18 protein-coding genes are annotated in these 19,210 nt (G+C 69.5%); 10 read left to right on the plus strand and 8 right to left on the minus strand.

The features are described from left to right. Positions 1-44: 44 nt before the first annotated feature. Positions 45-2,960, minus strand: coding sequence for a BTAD domain-containing putative transcriptional regulator (locus tag ACFWY9_RS13045; RefSeq protein ID WP_378338948.1), 2,916 nt, complete (start codon positions 2,958-2,960; stop codon positions 45-47). Between the two features lie 295 nt (positions 2,961-3,255). Between ACFWY9_RS13045 and ACFWY9_RS13050 the strand changes: the two genes are divergently transcribed. The 4 genes from ACFWY9_RS13050 to ACFWY9_RS13065 all read left to right on the plus strand — a co-directional run bounded on the left by ACFWY9_RS13050 (position 3,256) and on the right by ACFWY9_RS13065 (position 6,936). Further along, positions 3,256-4,233, plus strand: a complete 978-nt coding sequence (locus tag ACFWY9_RS13050; RefSeq protein ID WP_378326166.1) for a DUF4436 family protein — start codon at positions 3,256-3,258, stop codon at positions 4,231-4,233. Then, positions 4,230-4,928 (plus strand): TIGR00645 family protein, encoded by a 699-nt coding sequence (locus ACFWY9_RS13055; protein WP_378326168.1) that lies wholly within the window; start codon positions 4,230-4,232, stop codon positions 4,926-4,928. The genes ACFWY9_RS13050 and ACFWY9_RS13055 overlap by 4 nt, the downstream gene beginning before the upstream one ends. Before the next feature lie 113 nt (positions 4,929-5,041). Continuing rightward, positions 5,042-5,629, plus strand: a complete 588-nt coding sequence (locus ACFWY9_RS13060) for a hypothetical protein (protein ID WP_378338949.1) — start codon at positions 5,042-5,044, stop codon at positions 5,627-5,629. Between the two features lie 83 nt (positions 5,630-5,712). Continuing rightward, positions 5,713-6,936: a glycosyltransferase 87 family protein gene (locus ACFWY9_RS13065; protein WP_378326171.1), complete on the plus strand. Its 1,224-nt coding sequence runs from the start codon at positions 5,713-5,715 to the stop codon at positions 6,934-6,936. A gap of 5 nt (positions 6,937-6,941) precedes the next feature. Here ACFWY9_RS13065 and pntB read toward each other — a convergent pair whose 3' ends face one another. After that, entirely contained in the window at positions 6,942-8,360 is a 1,419-nt protein-coding gene (gene pntB, locus ACFWY9_RS13070) for a Re/Si-specific NAD(P)(+) transhydrogenase subunit beta (RefSeq protein WP_378326172.1), read from the minus strand. Between the two features lie 38 nt (positions 8,361-8,398). Then, positions 8,399-9,922, minus strand: a complete 1,524-nt coding sequence (locus ACFWY9_RS13075; protein ID WP_378338950.1) for a Re/Si-specific NAD(P)(+) transhydrogenase subunit alpha — start codon at positions 9,920-9,922, stop codon at positions 8,399-8,401. Positions 9,923-10,673: 751 nt separating this feature from the next. On the opposite strand from ACFWY9_RS13075, the gene ACFWY9_RS13080 reads away from it, so the two are divergent. Then, a complete protein-coding gene (locus ACFWY9_RS13080; protein WP_378326174.1) occupies positions 10,674-11,480 on the plus strand; it encodes a L,D-transpeptidase in 807 nt (268 codons plus the stop codon). Between the two features lie 48 nt (positions 11,481-11,528). Beyond that, positions 11,529-12,326: a choice-of-anchor P family protein gene (locus ACFWY9_RS13085; protein ID WP_378326175.1), complete on the plus strand. Its 798-nt coding sequence runs from the start codon at positions 11,529-11,531 to the stop codon at positions 12,324-12,326. Here the strand turns inward: ACFWY9_RS13085 and ACFWY9_RS13090 are convergent. After that, positions 12,316-12,666, minus strand: coding sequence for a hypothetical protein (locus ACFWY9_RS13090; protein ID WP_378326176.1), 351 nt, complete (start codon positions 12,664-12,666; stop codon positions 12,316-12,318). The genes ACFWY9_RS13085 and ACFWY9_RS13090 overlap by 11 nt on opposite strands. Before the next feature lie 387 nt (positions 12,667-13,053). Here ACFWY9_RS13090 and ACFWY9_RS13095 point away from each other — a divergent pair, with 387 nt between their 5' ends. Both ACFWY9_RS13095 and ACFWY9_RS13100 read left to right on the plus strand, forming a co-directional pair. Further along, on the plus strand, positions 13,054-13,218 hold the full coding sequence (locus ACFWY9_RS13095) for a hypothetical protein (protein WP_378326177.1): 165 nt from the start codon (positions 13,054-13,056) through the stop codon (positions 13,216-13,218). Between the two features lie 113 nt (positions 13,219-13,331). Further along, positions 13,332-13,946, plus strand: coding sequence for a TetR/AcrR family transcriptional regulator (locus ACFWY9_RS13100; RefSeq protein ID WP_378326178.1), 615 nt, complete (start codon positions 13,332-13,334; stop codon positions 13,944-13,946). Between the two features lie 19 nt (positions 13,947-13,965). Here the strand turns inward: ACFWY9_RS13100 and ACFWY9_RS13105 are convergent, their stop codons facing one another. The 3 genes from ACFWY9_RS13105 to ACFWY9_RS13115 are packed head-to-tail and all read right to left on the minus strand — an operon-like array spanning position 13,966 to position 15,928. Next, positions 13,966-15,408, minus strand: coding sequence for an MFS transporter (locus ACFWY9_RS13105; RefSeq protein WP_378326179.1), 1,443 nt, complete (start codon positions 15,406-15,408; stop codon positions 13,966-13,968). Next, positions 15,405-15,749, minus strand: a complete 345-nt coding sequence (locus ACFWY9_RS13110) for a VOC family protein (RefSeq protein WP_378326180.1) — start codon at positions 15,747-15,749, stop codon at positions 15,405-15,407. The genes ACFWY9_RS13105 and ACFWY9_RS13110 overlap by 4 nt, the downstream gene beginning before the upstream one ends. A 14-nt stretch (positions 15,750-15,763) precedes the next feature. After that, entirely contained in the window at positions 15,764-15,928 is a 165-nt protein-coding gene (locus ACFWY9_RS13115; protein ID WP_378326181.1) for a CopG family transcriptional regulator, read from the minus strand. 155 nt (positions 15,929-16,083) lie between these two features. Here ACFWY9_RS13115 and ACFWY9_RS13120 point away from each other — a divergent pair, with 155 nt between their 5' ends. Next, positions 16,084-17,463: an MFS transporter gene (locus ACFWY9_RS13120; protein ID WP_378326182.1), complete on the plus strand. Its 1,380-nt coding sequence runs from the start codon at positions 16,084-16,086 to the stop codon at positions 17,461-17,463. Here the strand turns inward: ACFWY9_RS13120 and ACFWY9_RS13125 are convergent. Next, positions 17,422-18,378 carry a helix-turn-helix transcriptional regulator gene (locus ACFWY9_RS13125; RefSeq protein ID WP_378326183.1) on the minus strand — a complete coding sequence of 319 codons (957 nt, stop codon included), beginning with the start codon at positions 18,376-18,378 and terminating at the stop codon, positions 17,422-17,424. The genes ACFWY9_RS13120 and ACFWY9_RS13125 overlap by 42 nt on opposite strands. Before the next feature lie 343 nt (positions 18,379-18,721). Here ACFWY9_RS13125 and ACFWY9_RS13130 point away from each other — a divergent pair, with 343 nt between their 5' ends. Continuing rightward, the gene (locus ACFWY9_RS13130; RefSeq protein ID WP_378326184.1) at positions 18,722-19,207 is read left to right on the plus strand and encodes a hypothetical protein; all 486 of its coding nucleotides are present in this window, start codon (positions 18,722-18,724) and stop codon (positions 19,205-19,207) included. Positions 19,208-19,210 lie beyond the last annotated feature (3 nt).

Consider the following 19,210-nt stretch of genomic DNA (forward strand, 5'->3'; position numbering starts at 1 on the left):
GAAGGCCTCCTTCACAGCGCTGAACGCTGTGGTGAAGGAGGCCTTCACGGACTTGGGACGGCCCCGCTCAGCAGGCCGCGAACGTGTTCGGTCTCAGGGGCGCCGCAGCTTTCGAAGAGTCCGAGCGCCTGCTGCCGGCAGGTCAGCGCGCGGCCGGGCTGGTTCAGACCATCAAGGGCGCTGCCGAGCGCGGCGAGCGCACCGGCGATGACATAGGCGTGGTGCGACTGCCTTCCGATGGCCAACGCTTCTTCGGCGACGTCGAGCGCCTGGCCGAACTCACCGGCCTTCCGGTGCACCTCGGCGAGGCAGAGCAGCACACGGGCGGTCTGGGTCCGCAGCCGCGCCCTCTTGTACATCGCGATCGCTTCGCGGAGATGAGCACCCGCCTCCTCGGTCCTGCCCAGTTCGCCGAGGACGATCCCGATCTGGTGCAGGGCGTTCGGCGTGGCGATGCTGTCCCCGATGTCCCGGCTGACGGCGAGCGCCTCGGCCGCCGCGGCCAGCGCGCGATCGCCGTCACCGACGCCGAGATGCGCGCAGGCACTGGTGGCCACGGTGAACGCGACGGCGGCGTTGTCCCCGAGAGAGCGGTAAAGCGGGCGCGCCTTGTCCAGCAGCGCGAGAGCGTCCGCGTAACCGCGGCGTTCCACCGCGCAGATCCCGAGGCCGAGCAGGGACTGGGCGACGCACTGGGTGTCGCCGGACGCCGTGCTCAGCTCCAGCCCGGTGGTGAGTTCGGCCTCCGCCTCCGGCATCCGCCACGCGTGGTGGAGGAACACGGCGAGCGCGTGCCGGGAACGGATCTCGCTGCCGCGGTCACCCCGGCGCCGCGCGGCCGCGGCGACCGCCCGCGCCGCCAGCCCCACGTCCCCGCTGGGCGAAACCCGGTCCATGAGCAGGGCGAGGAGCAGCATCAGGTCGGCGGCCTGGCGAAGCTCGCCCGCCGGGTCCTCCGTGGTCTGGCCGACGATGCGCATCGTGCTGTCCCGCATGACATCGAGCCAGTCACGGGCCTCGTCGTGGCCGGCGAACGACAGCCCGGCCGCGTAGGTCGGTACCACGTAGCCGGGCTGACTGTCGCCGGGTTCGAGCAGCCGGAACACGTTGCGTGTCGTGGCCAGCGTGAAGTCGAGGACCCGGCCCACCACGGCGCCGCGCTCCCCGGCCGGGTCGACGTCCTCGGCCTTGCGGCGGGCGTACAACCTGAGCAGATCGTGGTAGTGGTACTGGCCGGGCCGCGGCGAGTCGAGCAGTCCGGTGTCCACAAGGGACTCGAGGATGTCCTCGGCCCGTTGCTCGGCGAGATCCAGCGCCGCCGCCGCGGTGGCCAGCGGGAGAAAGGCCGTGTCGGGCACGGACAGCAGCCGGAACGCCTCGGCGTGCTCGGCGCCGAGCTGGCGGTAGCTGAGCTCGAAGGTCGCTTCGACGGCCAGATCGCCCACCCGGAGCTGGTCCAGCCTGCGGTACTCGTCACGCAGGCGCCGGGCGAACGACGCGATCGTCCAATCAGGACGGCAGGCCAGCCGGGACGCGGCGATCCGCACGGCGAGCGGGAGGAACCCGCACGCGGTGAGCACATCGAGAACGGCGTCCGGTTCCTCGCCGGCCCGCCGCTGCCCCACGATCGCGCCGAACAGCGCGGCCGCCTCGGCCCGCTCCAGCGCTTCGAGCGGGACGAAAACGGCGGGCAGCCCGGCCATCGTCGTCCTGCTGGTGATCAGGACCGCGCTCCCGCCCGCACCGGGCAGCAGCGGGCCGACCTGCTCGGCGTCGCGCGCGTTGTCCAGCACCAGCAGCACCCGACGCCCGGCCAGGCAGGACCGGAAGAGCGCCGCCCGTTCGGACGCCTCCTCGGGAACGGCGGAGTCGGCGACCCCGAGCGCCCGCAGGAAACCCGCCAGCACGGCGGCCGGATCGCGGGGGCGGGAGCTCGTCCCCTCGAGGTCCACGTAGAGCTGTCCGTCGGGATAGTCACCCCGGACCGAGTGTGCGATGTGGACGGTGAGGGCGGTCTTCCCGATCCCGCCGATCCCGCTGATGGCCGTGATCGGCACGGCACCATCCGCCCCGGCACGCAGTACGGCGGCGAGTTCACCGACCCGGGTGGCACGACCGGTGAAATCGGCGACGTCGGCCGGGAGCTGGGCGGGTTTCGGCACGACGGGCTCCGCACTGGGCCCTGCCGCTGGTGCCGGGCCCGCGAGATCCGGGTCGGCGGCGAGGATTCCCTGGTGCAGCGCGCAAAGCCGCTCACCCGGTTCGATGCCGAGCTCCTTGGTGAGCGTGCGCCGGGTGTCGGTGAACACCCCGAGCGCCTCCGCCTGGCGCCCGCCCCGGTACAGCGCGAGCATCAGCAGCTCCCGCAGCCGCTCGCGCAGGGGATGTTCGGAGGTCAGCGCCGTCAGCTCCGCGACCACGCCGGCGTGCTCACCTCTGGCCAGTTCGACCTCGACGCGGGTCTCCAGCGTGGTGAGCCGCCGCTCGGCCAGCCGGGTCCGCTGTGCCACGCCGTAGGGGCCGGGGACGCCCGCCAGCGGCTCGCCCCGCCACTGCCGCAACGCGGCGGTCAGCAGCCGGCCCGCCTCGCCGAGGTCACCGTCCGCTTTGGCCTGTCCCGCCTCGGCGACCAGCCGCTCGAACACTCCCACGTCGACGTCTTCGGCGCCGCAGCGCAGGGCGTAGCAGCTGCCGACCGAAACCAGGAGATCCTCGCCTCCGAACACCGTCCGCAGCCGGGAAACATAGGTCCGGAGCGTGCCGAGCGCCCGTGGTGGCGGGTCCTCGCCCCACAGACCGGCCACCAGCTGGTCCACCGACACCGCCTGGGCCGGTCTGAGCGCCAGCATCGCGAGGACCGCGCGTTGCTGGGGCGTCCCGAGCGGTAGTTCGGCCTCCCCCCGCCACGCCTGGACCGGTCCGAGCACCGTGAACCGCACCGCGCCAGCCGGCTGTTCCACCGGCCCCCTCCTCCCCGCACCGCGTGCCGGGCGGGGAAACCACCCGCCGCGTTTCGCGGAGTATAACCACGAGCGAGCGTAACGGCCGCTTTTCGGCAGTACGACCCGGGCCGTCCTTTGTGGACTTCAGCGCTGCGAAGGGGCCCTTCGGTGCGCTGGGCGCCATGAAGGACCCCTTCGCCCCAGCACGTTTACCGGTTGTTGAGCACGCGTTGGCCACGCGTTCCTAGCCTGCCAGGCGCACGCCGGACCAGAGAAGGATGAAATGAATTCGAAGGGGACTGCCCAGCGCGGCTTGGCAGGTTGGATCAGAGCGGTCATCGTCGCGGCTGTCGTCGCGCTGCTCACCGGCGTCAGCCTGTGGGTGTACGCCGTCGAACGCGGCAATGGCCAGAGCCAGATCGTCATGGGGGACACGAACGCGGCCGACCGGGTGGACGTCGCCGTCTTCGCCCAGAAGGTCGACGCGGCGGCCCAGGAGCTGTCCGTCCAGGTCGAGCTGCACCCGCAGGGGCAGCTGCTGGACGGCGAGACCGGCGCACCGCGGCGCGAGATCACGGTCTACACCAACGGGCTCAAAGGAGAGACCCTGTCACTCAAACCGGGGAAGAACCCCGGGGTGTCCGACCTCAAGATCGCCTTGCACGACGGCGTGGTCACCGACTACCCGTTCGACCGGTACAAGTTCGATGTCCTGTTCGCTGCCGAGACCGGGAACCACGCGGTCCCGGTGAGCGTGACGTTCACCAACGCCGACTCGTTCTTCAAGATCAAGCCCGCCGACCTGAAGACCGACGGCGGCGCGCTGGCCTTCACCGCCCAGGCGGGGCGGTCCACCGGGACGATGGCCTTCGCGGTGTTCATCATGGCCTTCATGTGGGGCCTGAGCCTGGCCGCGGTGATCGCCGCCTGGTTCGCGGCGGGCGGCAGGCGCGGGCTGCTCTGGCCGTCGCTCAGCTTCATGGGCGCGTTGCTGTTCGCACTGGTGCCGCTGCGCAACGCGCTGCCCGGTTCGCCGCCCATCGGCGCGATCGCCGACTTCGGCGCGTTCTTCATGGCCGAGGCGCTGATCTCCATTTCGCTGATCACCACGGTGGTGTTCGGATACATCGTCGAACGCGCCAACGCGAAGAAGGAAGCGGCCGAGAAACAACCGGAACCACCAGCCCAGGGACCTCCGCCGATGGTGATGACGGCGCCACTGGCCCCGGTCGGCCCCGTTGTCCAGCAGGGACACCAGCCCGGCTGGCCCGGCCAGCACTTCCCCCGATGAACGAGCAGGCGGCGAGCGTGCACCACAACGAGGCGTACCCCGGCCGGCGACGCCCGAACCGGCTCGGCTACGCGCTGTTCCTCAGCCGATGGCTCCAGTTCCCGCTCTACGTCGGGCTGATCGTGGCCCAGGCCGTCTACGTCTGGCGGTTCCTCCTGGAGACCTGGGAACTCGCCGTGCACGGCTTCAGCGGCCGGGGCGCCGACGGCGGCGCGTTCACCGAGTCGGACGTCATGCTGACGGTCCTCCAGCTCGTGGACATCGTGATGATCTCCAATCTGCTGATCATGGTCATCGTGGGTGGGTACGAGACGTTCGTGTCCAGGATCCGCCTGCGAGGTCACCCGGACGAACCCGAATGGCTCTCGCACGTCAACGCCAACGTGCTCAAGGCCAAGCTGGCCACGGCCATCATCGGCATTTCCTCGATCCACCTGCTGCGGACCTTTATCAAGCCCCCCGAACGGGTGCACGGCACCGGTGAGATCGACGTGACCGCGGTGATGTGGCAGGCGATCCTGCACTCCATTTTCATCCTCTCCGCGATCGGACTGTCCGTTGTGGACAGGATCATGAGCGGGACCGAGAAGCTGTCGCGAACCCACCGGGAAGCCGGCTACGCGGACCTGGTGGCGTTGCCGTCCGAACGGGACGACGTCCCCGCCGCCGTCAACGGCCGGGACTCCGCGCGTTGATCGGACGTTGACCGATCGGCATCCAGCGGACGGCATAGTCGTCCGGCATCGGAACGGTGCTTCCGCGCGCCCGCGGCGCGTCAGTGAAATGTTGTTGTGAAAGGGATAGTTCCATGAAGAGTAAGACCATCGGCGCGGCGCTGCTCGCGGTCACCTGCGCGTTCGGGCTCGGCGCGTGCGGTTCCAAGCCGGAAACGCCGAAGGCCGCGGACCGCTCCGCCGCACCCACCCCGACGTCGGTGGCCGCGCCGAACACCGGCGCCGACACCGTGAAATGGCTGGACCAGTTCTGCGCCGCGGCCGACGGCATCACGGACCTCGCCAAGAAGGCCCCGCAGTTCGACGAATCCACCTCGCCCAGCCAGATGAAGGCCGAACTCGGCAAGCACCTCGACCAGGTGTCCACGACGGTGGGTGGCGCGATGGACAAGTTCCGCGCACTGGGCAAGGCCCCCATGACGAGTCTCGACGACGGTTCCCGCAAGCTCACCGCGTCCCTCGGCCAGCTGAAGCAGGTGGTCGACACCCTCAAGGACAGGGTCGGGAAGGCGGATCCGGCGGACGGCGCGGCGTTCATCAAGATCGGCGAGGACACCGGCACCGAGATCGGCAAGGTCAACTTCGACTTCGACACCAAAACCGACAAGAGCGTCGAGGAGGCCGCGGCGAAAGCCCCGTCCTGCAAGAAGTTCACCAGCTGACACGGACGTGGCCGGTCGCCCGCCGACGCGGGGCGGCCGGCCACCCCGCGTGAGTCCTCTCGCGACCGGACGGAGTGAGCACAATGGACAGTGATGTGGTAGTTCCGTTCCTGCGCCGGGGAAACACGACGACGTTCGGCGGGATGCTGCGGCGACGGCTCGACGCGCTCGGCACCCGCCGGTGGGCGGTGGTGACGCTGGTCGTGGCCGCATCCGTGGTGACAGCGGGAAATGTCGCCATCGTCTGTACACTGTGGCCGGTGGACCTGGAGGTCTACCGATCCGGCGCGCAAGCCCTGCTACACGGGCGTGACGTCTACGGACCGCTCCCGCCGACCAGGGGCGGCCTGCAGTTGCCGTTCATCTATCCACCGTTCGCCGCCGTGGTGTTCCTGGTGTTCCTGGCCCCGCCGATTCCACTGGCCGCGGTGCTGATGCTCGGGATCTCGCTGGCGGCGCTGGGCGCGGCGGTGTACGTCGTGGTGCGGCCGCACACCGGACGCCGCACCGCCGTGTTCGCCGCGGTCCTGACCGGGACGGCGGCACTGGCCTTCGAACCGGTCCGGAACACGCTGTGGTTCGGCCAGGTCAACCTCGTGCTCATGGCGCTGGTGGCGATCGACTGCCTGGCCCCGAAGACACGCTGGCCGCGCGGCCTGTTGCTGGGGCTGGCCGCGGCGGTGAAGATCACCCCGGCGGGCTTCGTCCTGTTCTTCCTGCTGAAGCGCGACTTCCGCGCCGCGGGGACCGCCGTCGTCACGTTCCTCGCCGCCGGGCTGGCCGGATTCGCGGTGGCGCCGAGGGCATCGGCGGACTACTGGTTCGGTGGCCAGCTGACCACGGCCTCGGGGTTGAGCGGATCGGTCTACGCCACCAACCAGTCGATCCAGGGCGCGGTCCACCGGCTCGGGCTGCCGCCCACGCCGACGCTCGTCGCGATCGTGGTGACGACAGCGGCCGCCCTGCTGCTCGCCGTGGGGGCCATGCGCCGCGCCGACGCCCCGATGGCACTCCTGCTCAACGCGGCCATGGTGCTGGTGTGCTCACCGATCTCGTGGTCGCACCACTGGGTGTGGATCGTCCCCGCCGCCGTCCTGCTCGGCGCCCGCGCCCGAAGCCGCCGCGCGGTGGCCGCTCTGGTGGCCGTCCTCGTGGTCTTCGCCGTCGCACCGCATTCGTTCCTGCCCGCCACCCAGCTCCGCGAGCTCACCTGGCGGCCGCTGGAGCATGTGGCCGGCAACAGCTATCTGTTGCTGGCCATGGGTTTTCTCGTTTGGCAGTGCGTCGCACTCCGCCGCGGCCGGTAACCGGTTCAGAGAGCGGTGAGGATGTCGCCGACCCGGTCCTTCGCGTCGCCGAAGAGCATCGCGGAGTTGTCCCGGAAGAACAACGGGTTCTGCACCCCGGCGTAACCGGAGGCCATGGAACGCTTGAACACGACCACGTTGGCGGCTTCCCAGACGGTGAGCACGGGCATGCCCGCGATCGGGCTGCCGGGGTCCTCCGTCGCGGCGGGATTCACCGTGTCGTTGGCGCCGATGACCAGGACCACGTCGGTGTCGGCGAAGTCGTCGTTGATCTCGTCCATTTCGAGCACGATGTCGTAGGGCACCTTGGCCTCGGCCAGCAGCACGTTCATGTGTCCCGGCAACCGGCCGGCCACCGGGTGGATGCCGAAGCGGACCTCGACCCCCTTGTCGCGCAGTTTGCGGGTCAGCTCGGCCACGCCGTACTGCGCCTGGGCGACGGCCATGCCGTAGCCGGGCGTGATGATCACCCGCGACGCGCCGGTCAGCAGTTCCGCAGCGCCTTCCGCGGTGATTTCCCGGTGTTCGCCGTAGTCCTTGTCCCCGCTCGGACCCGCCTCGATCCCGAAACCACCGGCGATCACCGAGACGAACGAACGGTTCATCGCCTTGCACATGATGTACGACAGATACGCACCGGAGGAACCGACCAGCGCGCCGGTGATGATCAGCAGATCGTTCTCCAGCAGGAACCCCGACGCGGCCGCGGCCCAGCCGGAATAGGAGTTCAGCATCGACACGACCACCGGCATGTCGCCGCCACCGATGGACGCGACCAGATGCCAGCCGAGCGCGAGGGCGACGACCGTGACCGCGATCAGCAGCCACAACTGCGGATCGATCACGAACCAGGCGGTGAGCGCGACGAACACGACCAGCGCGCCCAGATTGAGCAGGTTCTTGCCGGGCAGCGTCAGCGGCGCGGACTTGATCTTCGCGGACAGCTTGAGGTTGGCCACGATCGAGCCGGTGAAGGTGACCGCGCCGATGAACACCCCGATGAACACCTCGGCGTGGTGGATGCCCAGCGTGCCGAGCGAGTCCAGATGCCGCGCCTCGACGCCGCCGGGCTCGTGTTCGACCAGCAGGAAACCGTTCCAGCCGACCAGCACCGCGGCGAGCCCGACGAACGAGTGCAGCAGCGCGATCAGCTCGGGCATCCCGGTCATCTGCACCACCCGGGCCCGCCACAGCCCGATCAGCGCGCCGACCAGCATCGCGGCGACCAGCAGGCCGAACGCGGCGCCCCTGATGCCCTGGTCCAGCGTCAGCGCGATCGTGGCGACCAGCGCGACCGCCATCCCGGCGATGCCGAAGGAGTTGCCCGCCCTCGCCGTCTCGTGCCGGGACAGCCCGGCCAGCGCCAGGATGAACAGCAGCGCGGCGACGATGTAGGCCGCCTGGCTCGCGGTGTGCACGGTCATCTCAGGGCCTCTCAGTACCGGGTCGGGGACGGCGGCGGTCAGCTGCGGGTGAACATGGCGAGCATGCGGCGGGTCACCGCGAAGCCACCGAAGACGTTGATGGAGGCCAGCAGCGTCGCCGCCACGGCGAGGACGACGACCGTGCCCGCGGTGCTGACCAGGTTCAGCACGGCGCCGACCACGATGATCCCGGAGATCGCGTTCGTCACCGACATCAACGGCGTGTGCAGCGCGTGGTGCACGTGCCCGATCACGTAGTAGCCGATCACGATCGCCAGCGCGAACACCGTCAGATGCGGCAGCAGCGCGGCCGGGGCCAGCGCCGCCAGCCCCAGGAACACCGCGGCGGCGACCAGCACCAGGCCCAGGCTGCGGCCCGCCGGCACGGGCTTCTTGACCGGTTTTTCGGCCGCGGGCTCGGAAGCCGCGGGCGCCGGGGCCGCCGAGACCCGCACCGGCGGGGGCGGCCAGGTCAGCTCGCCGTCCTTGACGACGGTCATCGAGCGGATCACGACGTCGTCGAAGTCGACGACCAGCTTGCCGTCCTTCTCCGGCGTCATCAGCTTCAGCAGGTTCACCAGGTTGGTGCCGTACAGCTGCGACGCCTGCGCGGGCAGGCGGCCCGCCAGATCGGTGTAGCCGAGGATCGTGACCCCGTTGGCGGTGACGATCTTCTCCCCCGCCACCGTGCCCTCGACGTTGCCGCCGTTGGCCGCGGCCATGTCCACGATCACCGATCCCGGCTTCATCGAGGCGACCATCTCCGCGGTGATGATCCGCGGCGCCGGCTTCCCGGGGATGAGCGCGGTGGTGACGATGATGTCGACGTCCTCGCACTGCTTGGCGTACAGCTGGGCCTCGCGCGCCTTGTAGTCGTCGCCCATCTCCTTGGCGTATCCGGTGGCCGAGACCTCGGCCTCGGAGTCCTCGATGGACAGGTACTCCCCGCCGAGGCTCTTGACCTGGTCGGCCACCTCCGGCCGCGGATCCGTCGCCCGCACGACCGCGCCCAGCGAGCCCGCCGCGCCGATCGCGGCCAGCCCGGCCACCCCGGCACCGACGACCAGCACCTTGGCCGGGGCCACCTTGCCCGCCGCGGTCACCTGACCGGTGAAGAACCGGCCGAAGGTGTGCGCGGCCTCCACGACCGCCCGGTACCCCGCGATGTTGGCCATCGAAGAAAGCACGTCCAGCGACTGCGCCCGCGAAATCCGCGGCACCGCGTCCATCGCCAGCGCCGTGATCGGCCGCCGCGCCAGGTCCTCCACCAGTTCCGGCTTCAGCGCCGGGGACAGCAGGCTGACCAGCGTCGCGCCCGGTTTCACCGCCGTCAGCTGCTCTTCCGACGGGGCGTTCACCCCGAACACGACGTCCGCGTCGGCGACGGCACCGATCGTGGCGCCCGCCTCGGCGTAGGCCTCGTCGAAGAACCCCGACGCCAGCCCGGCGCCCGGTTCGACGACCACGTCGTACCCCAGCGCCCGGAGCTTGCCCACCGTCGCCGGGGTGGCGGCCACCCGCGTCTCCCCCGGCTGGGCTTCCTTGAGGACTCCGATCACCATTCCGGCTCCTTGCGAGGTCGCTGCGTCGGGCATCGAGGGCCTCCCGTGCCTAAGCGGCTGCTTAGCGCAGCAGGATAGCCGCGCTCCGTGGCGGAAGTCGACGATTTGTCGCTGTTAACCGGATCACGGGCCTGGAGCGGACGCTGTCCAGGCCCGGGCGGCAAGCGCCCGACGGGTGGCGCGTCGGACCGGCGCCGAAGCCCGGCCGGACCCACTCCCGCGTGGACGCCGGGGCGCCGAACCTGGCTGACAACGGCGTTTGGCCGCCGAATACCACCGGAATGGTATGTACCATTGCGCGTTACCGCCCGCCTGACCATTCCACTCGATCGGATGAAACCGGACAGCAGGCCCACGCCGGCGCGCATTGCCGCCGTCAAACGAGTCATTCCCGGCGCCGCTGGTCACCGGAATATTTGTCATCCTGATCAGCATCCATCCACGCGAAAGACTCAGAAACGTCGACTTTTTAGCCTCGGTGACCCACTAGCAGTACGCCTGTGTGTGTCGCTAGTATGCGTGCCTACACCCACCCGGGTGAGAAAACTTGTCGCTCGAAGGGCAGACACGTAGACGTTCCGTTAGCGATTGACAGTCTTTCGAGTTACGCGTGAATATCCCCTAGGCGTATCGCCCAGGATCCGTTGGCGCGGCGGATCTCGCTGAGCGGGCAAGTGACCATTCGATTCGTGCACTTGGTTACCGCGCTATTCCTTCCTGCGTGAAATCATCCATTCAAGGATCGTGATAGATGGAAATCTGCGCTATTCCGAGTCGTCCCCGGCAGCCGGGACGGAATCGGGCGTGGTTCGTGGTCGCGGCGGTCGCCTGCCTGGCGTTCCTGACCGCGGGGTGCGGCAGTGACACCCCCGAGGCGGCCCCGGCCGCGGTGAGCCGGGAGGACCTGACCGCACTGCCCGAGGCCACCACGTTCGGCTCGGTTCCCGAGGCGGTCAAGGATTCCGGCGCGCAGCCGACCGGAAAGGTCATCCACCCCAAGGAAGACCTGATCGTCTACACCAGTGCCGGCGGGAAGGCGATCGCGAAGCTCCCGTCGATCCAGATGGGTTCGCCGACCTGGGTCCCGGTGATCGCCGAACAGGGTTCCTGGGCCGAGGTGCTGCTGCCGACCCGGCCGAACGCGGCCGCGGGCTGGGTGCATGTCGACGCGGGGAAGACGGAGAACGCGCGGAACGACTACGTCGTCAACGTCGCTCGCGACACGTTCTCCCTGGAACTGCTGCAATCCGGCAAGAAACTCGGCCAGTGGACGATCGGCACCGGCAAGCCGGAGTACCCGACCCCGCAGGGGCGGGCGTACATCCTCGCCTCGATCGCGGAAACCGTGAACAAGTACAGCCCGATCGTGCTCCCGTTGAGCTTCCACTCGGACTCGCACCAGACCTTCGGCGGCGGGCCGGGCACGGTCGGCATCCACACCTGGCCGGACGACAGCTTCGTCGGCAAGGCCACCAGCGACGGCTGCATCCGGGTGCCCAAAGACGCGCTCGACGCACTCGTCAAGGTTCCGCTCGGCACGATCGTGAACATCACGTAGCCGCGGCGGTTCCGCTTCACCTCCCCCGAGAAACCGTTATCCTCCACCGTGAAAGGCACCCCATTGTCCAAGAGCAAGACCGTCGCCGGTGGCGTCGGCGCGCTGACCGCCGTCCTCGCGACCGGAACCCTGCTCGCCCCCGCGGCGAGCGCCACCGAGCACGAGGACAACTCCGCCTACGCGATCGCCGCGAGCGGGCTGCTGAAGATCGACCCGCTGCCCTCCGTGCGCGGTTCGGCGGGCTTCGACCAGAAATCGGTCGCCGAGTTCTCGCTGCCGGGCGGGATGTTCACGCTGAACGTGCTCAACGCCCAGGCGGGCAAGGACTTCGCCAAGGCGAGCATCAAGGACGTCAGCGTGAACCCCGGCGTACTGATCCACTCGGACAAGCCGCTGCTGACCGCCTCGGCGATCACCAGTGATTGCAAGGACGGCAAGGCTTCCTCGTCATTGGCGAAGGCGTCGATCGGCGGTACCAAGCTGGACGCGGCCGCCGCCCCGAACACCACGATCAGCGTGCCCGGCCTGGCCTCGGTCACCCTGAACAAGCAGACGAAGAACAAGGACGGCTCGATCACGGTCACCGCGATCGAGATCGGCGTGGACGGCATCCAGAAGCTGAGCCTGGCCTCGGCGACCTGCACGCCCGAGGCTGACGGCGACGGTGGCACCTCGACCACCGCGCCCCCCGAACCGACGAAACCGGCCGACAAGCCCACTTCGCCGAGCAAGCCCTCGGACGACCAGGGCGGCAACGAGGACAAGCCCGCCGGCGACAAGCCCGACGCGAACGGCAAGGCCCCGGCCCCGACCCCGGTCCCGGCCCACCTCGACGTCACCGGCTGACCGGCGCTGACACCCCAGTGGCCTCCGCCCACCCCTGGCGGAGGCCACTGGCGCGGAGAAGACGCGAAGCGCGCAGTTCAGCCGCGAATGGGGCGTCCCATCCACCAATTGCCCGGCGCTTCCGGATCCGCGCTGGACCAGAACTCACCTCGTGCCAGATCTTCAGATAGGCGTCGATGATCTTCCGCTCCGCGGGCGTTCCCGGCTCGTACCCGAGCGACAATGCCGCCCGCTGCCCCATCACCACATGATCGTTTTCGGTGAGCCGGCCATCCCCGTCCACGTCCAAACCGTCGAACCCGCGACCGATCTTGATCGCCAGAAAATCGGAAACCGACATGGAACCCTCCCCGCGCACTTCTCGAAAGCAGGCCCGAAACGACGATAGCCCGCATCAACCACGGCACCCTTCACCCAGATGGGGCGGGTTGGCCGAATCCAGCAGCGGCGGCCCCGGAAACGTCCTTCCCCCACGCGAGTGAAGATGACCGGCCACCGCGACGCAGGTGCCGTTCCCCGCGCGGCGCCGCCTCTGCCATCCGGGTGAGCCTCGCTCGCGGACGCCCGTCCGGCGGTCCTACCCATGGTGTGCACACACCACGGTTTCCCGGCCGCGCCCCCCCACTTGTGAGGGACCGGCCCGGACTTTCCGGACACCCGGCGGCCCGTGCGGACCCGGCGCGCGGACGAGCACCCACGCACGCGCTGTCGGGCAGGATGCCGTGCCATGGGAGATCGCGGAAAACACGAGGCAGCGCCGGCGGACACCGGCCGGGCACACGAGGAGCCGACACCGATCTACCACGCGGTCACCTCGGCGGTGCGCGCCGGTCCGGACGCCACGACAGCGAGGGACGACGGCCCGGCGGACGACCGGGACGGCGAGCACTGACCAGCCCGCGTACCGGTTCCCGCAGGCCGTTAAGCGATTGCTTAGTAGGATGGGAGTGATCGCGGCGGCGGCAAGCGCGCCCGCCGACGTGCCGGCTCTGGAAGGATCCGCGGATGACCATGTCCCTGTCGGCCGAGCTGTGGCCGGACGTGCAACCGGAGACGGCACGGCGGCTGATGCTGGCCGGCGTCGAATCCTTCGCCCAGCGCGGGTACCACGCCACCACCACCCGGGACATCGCGAGCGCCGCCGGGATGAGTCCCGCGGCGCTGTACGTGCACTTCCCGTCGAAGGCGGCGCTGCTGTTCGCGATCAGCCGCAGCGGCCACGAGCAGACGCTGTCGGTCGTGCAGAGCGTCGTCGCCAAGGTCGCCGACCCGGTGGAGCGGATCCGCCGGATCGTGGAGGACTTCGTGGCCTGGCACGCCCGGCGGCACACGGTCGCCCGCGTCGTGCAGTACGAGCTGCACGCGCTGCCGGACGAGGAGTTCGAAGTGGTCGCCGACCTGCGGCGCAAGATCGAGCGCATCGTCCGCGACGTGATCACCGAAGGCGCCGGGGCGGGCGTCTTCACCGTCGGCGACCCGCGCACCGCGGCCAGGGCCGTGCTGTCCCTCGGCGTCGACGTCGCCCGCTGGTACACCGAGCGCTCCCGCAAGACCCCGAAGGCGCTCGGCGAGGAGTACGGGGAGCTCGTCCTCCGCATGCTCGGCACGAAGGTAGCCTGAGTCACATACCAAGCGGTCGCTAACTAGCCACCGCCTTCGGCGCATCGACCCGGCCACGGACGGCGGAGCACACGGCGGCCAGCGCCATGATGCCCATCATGGCGTAGAACGCCGCGCTGAGCCCCTTGGTGAAGGTCGTGGCGAGCTCGCCGTGCAGCCTGGTGGTGCCGACGAAGATGGCGAACGCCAGATCGCGCGGGATGGCGTACGAGGCGACCACGATCGCGGTAGTGAACGAGAAGACCATCCCGATACTGGAGAACGTCCGGAGCACCCCGGAAGCGATCCCCAGCCACTCCGGCGGAGACGCCGTCATCACCGCGGAACTGTTGGCGGGATAGAAGAAACTGCCCCCGATCATGATGACCACGTTGCCGATCGCGGTGAGCCACAGGCTGCTGGTCGTGGTCATCTGGGCGAAGATCACCAGCGCGACGACGGAGATCCCCAGCCCGGCGGTCGCCGGGATCACCGGGCCGAGGCGATCGGCCAGCCGCCCGGCGTACGGCCCCGCCGCCGCGCCGAGTACATACCCCGGCACGAGCAGCAGGGACGCGTCGACCGGGTCGAGACCGCGTGGCCCCTGCAGGTACATGATCACGAGGAAGAGCACGGCGAAGCTGCCGAGTCCCTGGAACAACGCGGCCAGCAGCGAAGGGGCCATGGCGGGAATCCGGAACAGCGACAGATCCAGCGTCGGGTCCTTCTGCCGCAGTTCGATGAACACGAACGCCACCAGGAGTACGACGCCGCCGGCCAGGCACGCGATCATCGTCGCGTCCAGCGGTCCGGTGGCGAGCCCGGTCATCGCCCACAACACCCCGAAAAGGCCCGCCCCCAAGGTGATCCCGCCCAGCGGATCGAATCGGCGGCGCCGCCGTTCGCCCCGGTCCCGCAGCACCCGGAGGGCCAGCACCAGCGCGACGACGCCGATCGGCACGTTGATCCAGAAGATCCAGCGCCACGACACGTAGGTCACGATGACGCCGCCGAGCAGCACGCCGATCACCGAACCGAGCGAGAACCCGACGGCGTTGAACCCGTAGGCGCGGCCGCGTTCGGACGGCGGGTACAGCTCGGCGATGACCGCGCCGCTGTTGGCGGCGATCAGCGCGGCCCCGATCCCTTGGACCACGCGGGAAACGATGACGGTCGGCGCGTCCCACGACAGCGCGCACAGCACCGAGCCGAGCACCAGGATCGCGAACCCGGCCTCGTACATCCGCACCCGGCCGAACATGTCGCCGAGCCTGCCCAGCTGGGTGGCGAGCACCGTGACCACCAGCAGGTAGCTGACGACCACCCAGGTGACCGAGGCCAGCGAAACGCCGAGACCGCTTTGGATCGCGGGCAACGCGAGGACCACGATCGTGCCGTCGACCCCCGCGATGAGCACCCCGACCATCACCACGAGCATGCCGAGACCGCGCCGCGGCACGGTCTCCCCCAGTGTCGTGGTCATTTCTTGAGCGGCGCTTCGACGCTCCACCGGCGGCCGTCCGGATCACGCACGACCATCCGCTGGGTTCCCCAGTGCGTTTCCTCGAACGGGGTGACCACCTCGACGATCGGGTCGGGACGGAACGCGTCGGCGTCCTCGACCCGTAGCACCAGCTGGGCCTCGGGCTCCTGGTCCTCGGGGACCTCGGCGACGACGAAATACGGCCCCTCCTCGTGCCGGAGCGTCCCGGACCCGTGGTCGGTGGCGAACTCGACCTTGTAGCCCAGCGCCTCCAGGAACTTGGCCGTCTTCCCCCAGTTGTGCGTGTGCAGGTAGACGCCTTCGACACCCTTGGTCGTCATGTCCTTCTCCTCTTTCACGAACGGTCTTCGTCTTGCTGCCCATGGGCGGCGAGGTGAGCGCGCAGCGCCTCGGTGACCAGCGCCGAGAGCGACATCTCGTGATCGATCGCGAAGTGCTTCACCTGCCTGATCAGGTCCACGGGCAGATAGACGTTGAACTGCTTCACTTCGGCACCCATGCAAGCATGCTAGCAATCTAGTTTGCTCGCCGCCATCAGGGTGACGCGGTATCCGGTCGGTATCGAGAAAGTGCGCTGAGACGTTGACCACATACCGAGCGGTTGCTTACTTTGCCCGGACCACGAAGTCCCTGCTTCGGACGAAGGGCGCGAACATGACGGACCCCGCCGCCAGCCTGTCGATCAAACAACGCCGCCGGGCCGCGACCGCGGCCTCACTCGCCGCTTCGGTCGAGTGGTACGACTACTTCGTCTTCGGCATCGCCGCCGCGCTCGTGTTCGGGAAGACCTTCTTCCCCGCCGCGAACCCGGCGGCCGGTGTCCTCGCCTCCTTCGCGACCTTCGCGGTCGGCTTCCTCGCCCGGCCGGTCGGCGGGATCATCGCCGGCACGCTGGGCGACCGGCGCGGCCGCAAACCCGTGCTGGTACTGGCCATCGCGGTGATGGGCCTGGCCACGACCGGCATCGGCCTGCTGCCGACCTACGCCTCGATCGGCATCGCGGCCCCGCTGATCCTCGTACTGCTGCGGCTGGTCCAGGGCATCGCGGTCGGCGCGCAGTGGGGCGGCGCGATGCTGCTGGCCACCGAGTACGCGCCGCCCGGCAAGCGCGGGCTCTACGGCAGCCTCGTCCAGCTCGGCGTGCCGATCGGCGTGGTGCTCGCGAACTCCGTCTTCCTCATCGCCTCGCGCGTCGCGCCGCCCGCCGACTTCCTGTCCTGGGCGTGGCGGCTGCCGTTCCTGGTCGGCGTTCTCGTGCTCGTGCTGGCCTGGTACATCCACGCCCGCGTCGAGGAGACCCCGGAATACCGTGCGGCGGAAGCGAAACTGGCCGCGCAGCAGCGCGCGTCCTCGCCACTGCGCGACATCCTGCGCCACCATCTCGGCACCGTGCTGCTCGCCGGTGGCTCCTTCGCCGTCAACACCGCGACGTTCTACATCCTGCTCACCGGCACACTCGACTACGCGACGCGCGACCTCGGCATGTCCCGCACCACCGTGCTCACCGCGACGCTGATCATCAGCACCACCCAGCTGGCCGTGATCCCGTTCGCGGCGGGACTTTCCGACCGGATCGGCCGGATCCGGATCTACGCCTTCGGCGCGGCCGGGCTGCTGCTGTGGGCCGTCCCGATGTTCCTGCTCATCGACACGAAGTCGTTGCTGTGGTTCGTGGTGGCCAGCTTCGTCGGCAGCCTGTTCCTGAGCATCATGTACGGGCCGCAGGCCGCGCTCTTCGCCGAGCTGTTCACGGCGAAGATGCGCTACACCGGCGCGTCGCTCGGCTACCAGATCAGCGCGGTCGCCGGCGGCGGGCTCGCGCCGTTCGTCATGGTGCTGCTGCTCGAATCCACCGGGACGTCGATGTCGGTGTCGGCCTACATCATCGTGCTTTCGGTCATCTCGCTCGCCTCGATCGCGGTCCTCGCCCGCCGCGCCCGCGCCGCCGGGCCCGAAGTCCCGGAGCAGGCCACGGACGAACCGGAGATCCCGTCAGCGGATCGCTCGCGCGAAGCGGTCGGCGACCAGCCGTAGCCGTTCGACGAGTTCGGGCGGGGCCTCCTCCACGACGAAGTCGAAATCCCAGTGGGCCAGGTGGAACGGCACGGGATCCAGTCCCTGCGCCCCGGTCCGCACCCGGCAGCTGCCCTCGTCGATCGCCTCGACGGTCCCCACCGCGGGGCCGACGCGCTCGGCGACCACGGCCGCCGGCGCGGCCACCCGCAGCACGAGCTGATGCGGATAGGGCGCCGAGCTGATCGCCCGCGTCACGTACGCGGCGAGATCCTCGGCGGGTGGTTCACGCGGGGTGAACCGGAACCCCGGCACCGGGACGCCGTCGACGCGGTCGGCCCGGAACGTCCGCCAGCCGTCCCTGCCGACGTCGAACGCCACGAGGTACCAGCGCCGCCCGGTGTGCACCAGCCGCAGCGGTTCCACCTCCCGCTCGGTGACCACGCCGTCGCGGTCGCCGTAGCCGAACCGCAGCCGCTGGTGGTCGCGGCACGCGGCGGCGACGGCCGTCAGCACCTCGGCATCGATCACCGGCCCTCCCCCGCCCAGTGAAACCGTGGCCGCGCGCACCCCGCTCACCCGGTGCCGCAGCCGCGCCGGGAGCACCTGTTCCAGCTTGGCCAGCGCGCGCACCGACGACTCCTCGATCCCGGCCACCGTGCCGTTCGCGGCCGTGCGCAGTCCCACCGCGACCGCCACCGCCTCGTCGTCGTCCAGCAGCAGCGGCGGCAGCGCGGCACCCGCACCCAGCCGGTACCCGCCGGCGACACCGGACGTGGCGTGCACCGGGTAGCCGAGGTTCCGCAGCCGCTCGACGTCCCGGCGGACGGTGCGGACGTCGACGCCGAGCCGGTCCGCCAGCTCCGGGCCCGGCCAGTCCCGCCGCGCCTGCAGGAGGGACAGCAGCCGCAGCAACCGCTCCGAGGTCGTGTACATGCCCGCAGTCTGACAGCACAGCCACGGAGTCCCGTCGAGACACTCACCGCGCGGTTTTAATGTCGCGAACGACGCGTAAGGGACATTGAGTGTCCTCTACGCGTCGTTCAGGACGTAACACGTCACCGGCACCACGGTATTGTTGCCCACCACGATCGGGGAACCGCTCACCGAACTGTCCCCTTTTGTCATGAGCGACTGTTCATACGCACCGTTTTCCCGTGTCGGAAAATCTCTTAATCCCAGTCTGGACCGCGACGGATTTTCTCCCTAGAGTCGGCGCCGTCACGGTGATCGACCCAGGTCACGAGGTATCCGCCTCGTGGAAAGGAGCCTGCCCGCGATGAGGATTTCCCCGGGAAAGACCGGAAGAAAGCGAATGGCGGTGCTGGCCGGCTCCGCCGCCGTTCTCGCCATGACGCTGACCCCTGCCGCCTCCGCCGCGCCCGCGGCGGAACACTGCGTCTACTCGGCCGGTTCGAAGAATCTCAGCTGTTACCGGAGCGTCTCCGAAGCCACCGTCCACGGCAGACAACTGGCGAGCGTTTCCGGTGACGTCATCGGCGCGACGGTGTTCGATCAGCCGAGTTACGGCGGCGCTTCGCTGACCATCACCGTCCCGAAACCGTGCGTCAAGGACGACAAGGTCGACTGGTGGCTCGATCTGCAAGGGTTCTGGCGCAAGCGGATCTCCTCGGTGCAGTCCTGGGCGAACTGCTGGGTTTGGCTCTACCGCGAGGACAACTCCCGCGAGGGCCCGTACACCGGGAACGTCCCGGACGTGGGAAGCCAGATCGACAACCAGGCCGTCACCGTCGGCCTCAGCTGAGAC

The organism is Amycolatopsis sp. NPDC059027 (genome assembly GCF_042739735.1).
Classification (GTDB): domain Bacteria; phylum Actinomycetota; class Actinomycetes; order Mycobacteriales; family Pseudonocardiaceae; genus Amycolatopsis.

Bases quoted from the DNA above. Each gene is read 5' to 3' on its own strand.
- ACFWY9_RS13060 (WP_378338949.1), top strand. From the start codon at position 5,042: ATGAAGAGTAAGACCATCGGCGCGGCGCTGCTCGCGGTCACCTGCGCG.
- ACFWY9_RS13120 (WP_378326182.1), top strand. From the start codon at position 16,084: ATGACGGACCCCGCCGCCAGCCTGTCGATCAAACAACGCCGCCGGGCC.
- ACFWY9_RS13110 (WP_378326180.1), bottom strand. From the start codon at position 15,749: ATGACGACCAAGGGTGTCGAAGGCGTCTACCTGCACACGCACAACTGG.
- ACFWY9_RS13100 (WP_378326178.1), top strand. From the start codon at position 13,332: ATGACCATGTCCCTGTCGGCCGAGCTGTGGCCGGACGTGCAACCGGAG.
- pntB (WP_378326172.1), bottom strand. From the start codon at position 8,360: ATGACCGTGCACACCGCGAGCCAGGCGGCCTACATCGTCGCCGCGCTG.
- ACFWY9_RS13080 (WP_378326174.1), top strand. From the start codon at position 10,674: ATGGAAATCTGCGCTATTCCGAGTCGTCCCCGGCAGCCGGGACGGAAT.
- ACFWY9_RS13090 (WP_378326176.1), bottom strand. From the start codon at position 12,666: ATGTCGGTTTCCGATTTTCTGGCGATCAAGATCGGTCGCGGGTTCGAC.
- ACFWY9_RS13055 (WP_378326168.1), top strand. From the start codon at position 4,230: ATGAACGAGCAGGCGGCGAGCGTGCACCACAACGAGGCGTACCCCGGC.
- ACFWY9_RS13125 (WP_378326183.1), bottom strand. From the start codon at position 18,378: ATGTACACGACCTCGGAGCGGTTGCTGCGGCTGCTGTCCCTCCTGCAG.
- ACFWY9_RS13105 (WP_378326179.1), bottom strand. From the start codon at position 15,408: ATGACCACGACACTGGGGGAGACCGTGCCGCGGCGCGGTCTCGGCATG.
- ACFWY9_RS13130 (WP_378326184.1), top strand. From the start codon at position 18,722: ATGAGGATTTCCCCGGGAAAGACCGGAAGAAAGCGAATGGCGGTGCTG.
- ACFWY9_RS13075 (WP_378338950.1), bottom strand. From the start codon at position 9,922: ATGGTGATCGGAGTCCTCAAGGAAGCCCAGCCGGGGGAGACGCGGGTG.
- ACFWY9_RS13095 (WP_378326177.1), top strand. From the start codon at position 13,054: ATGGGAGATCGCGGAAAACACGAGGCAGCGCCGGCGGACACCGGCCGG.
- ACFWY9_RS13115 (WP_378326181.1), bottom strand. From the start codon at position 15,928: ATGGGTGCCGAAGTGAAGCAGTTCAACGTCTATCTGCCCGTGGACCTG.
- ACFWY9_RS13065 (WP_378326171.1), top strand. From the start codon at position 5,713: ATGGACAGTGATGTGGTAGTTCCGTTCCTGCGCCGGGGAAACACGACG.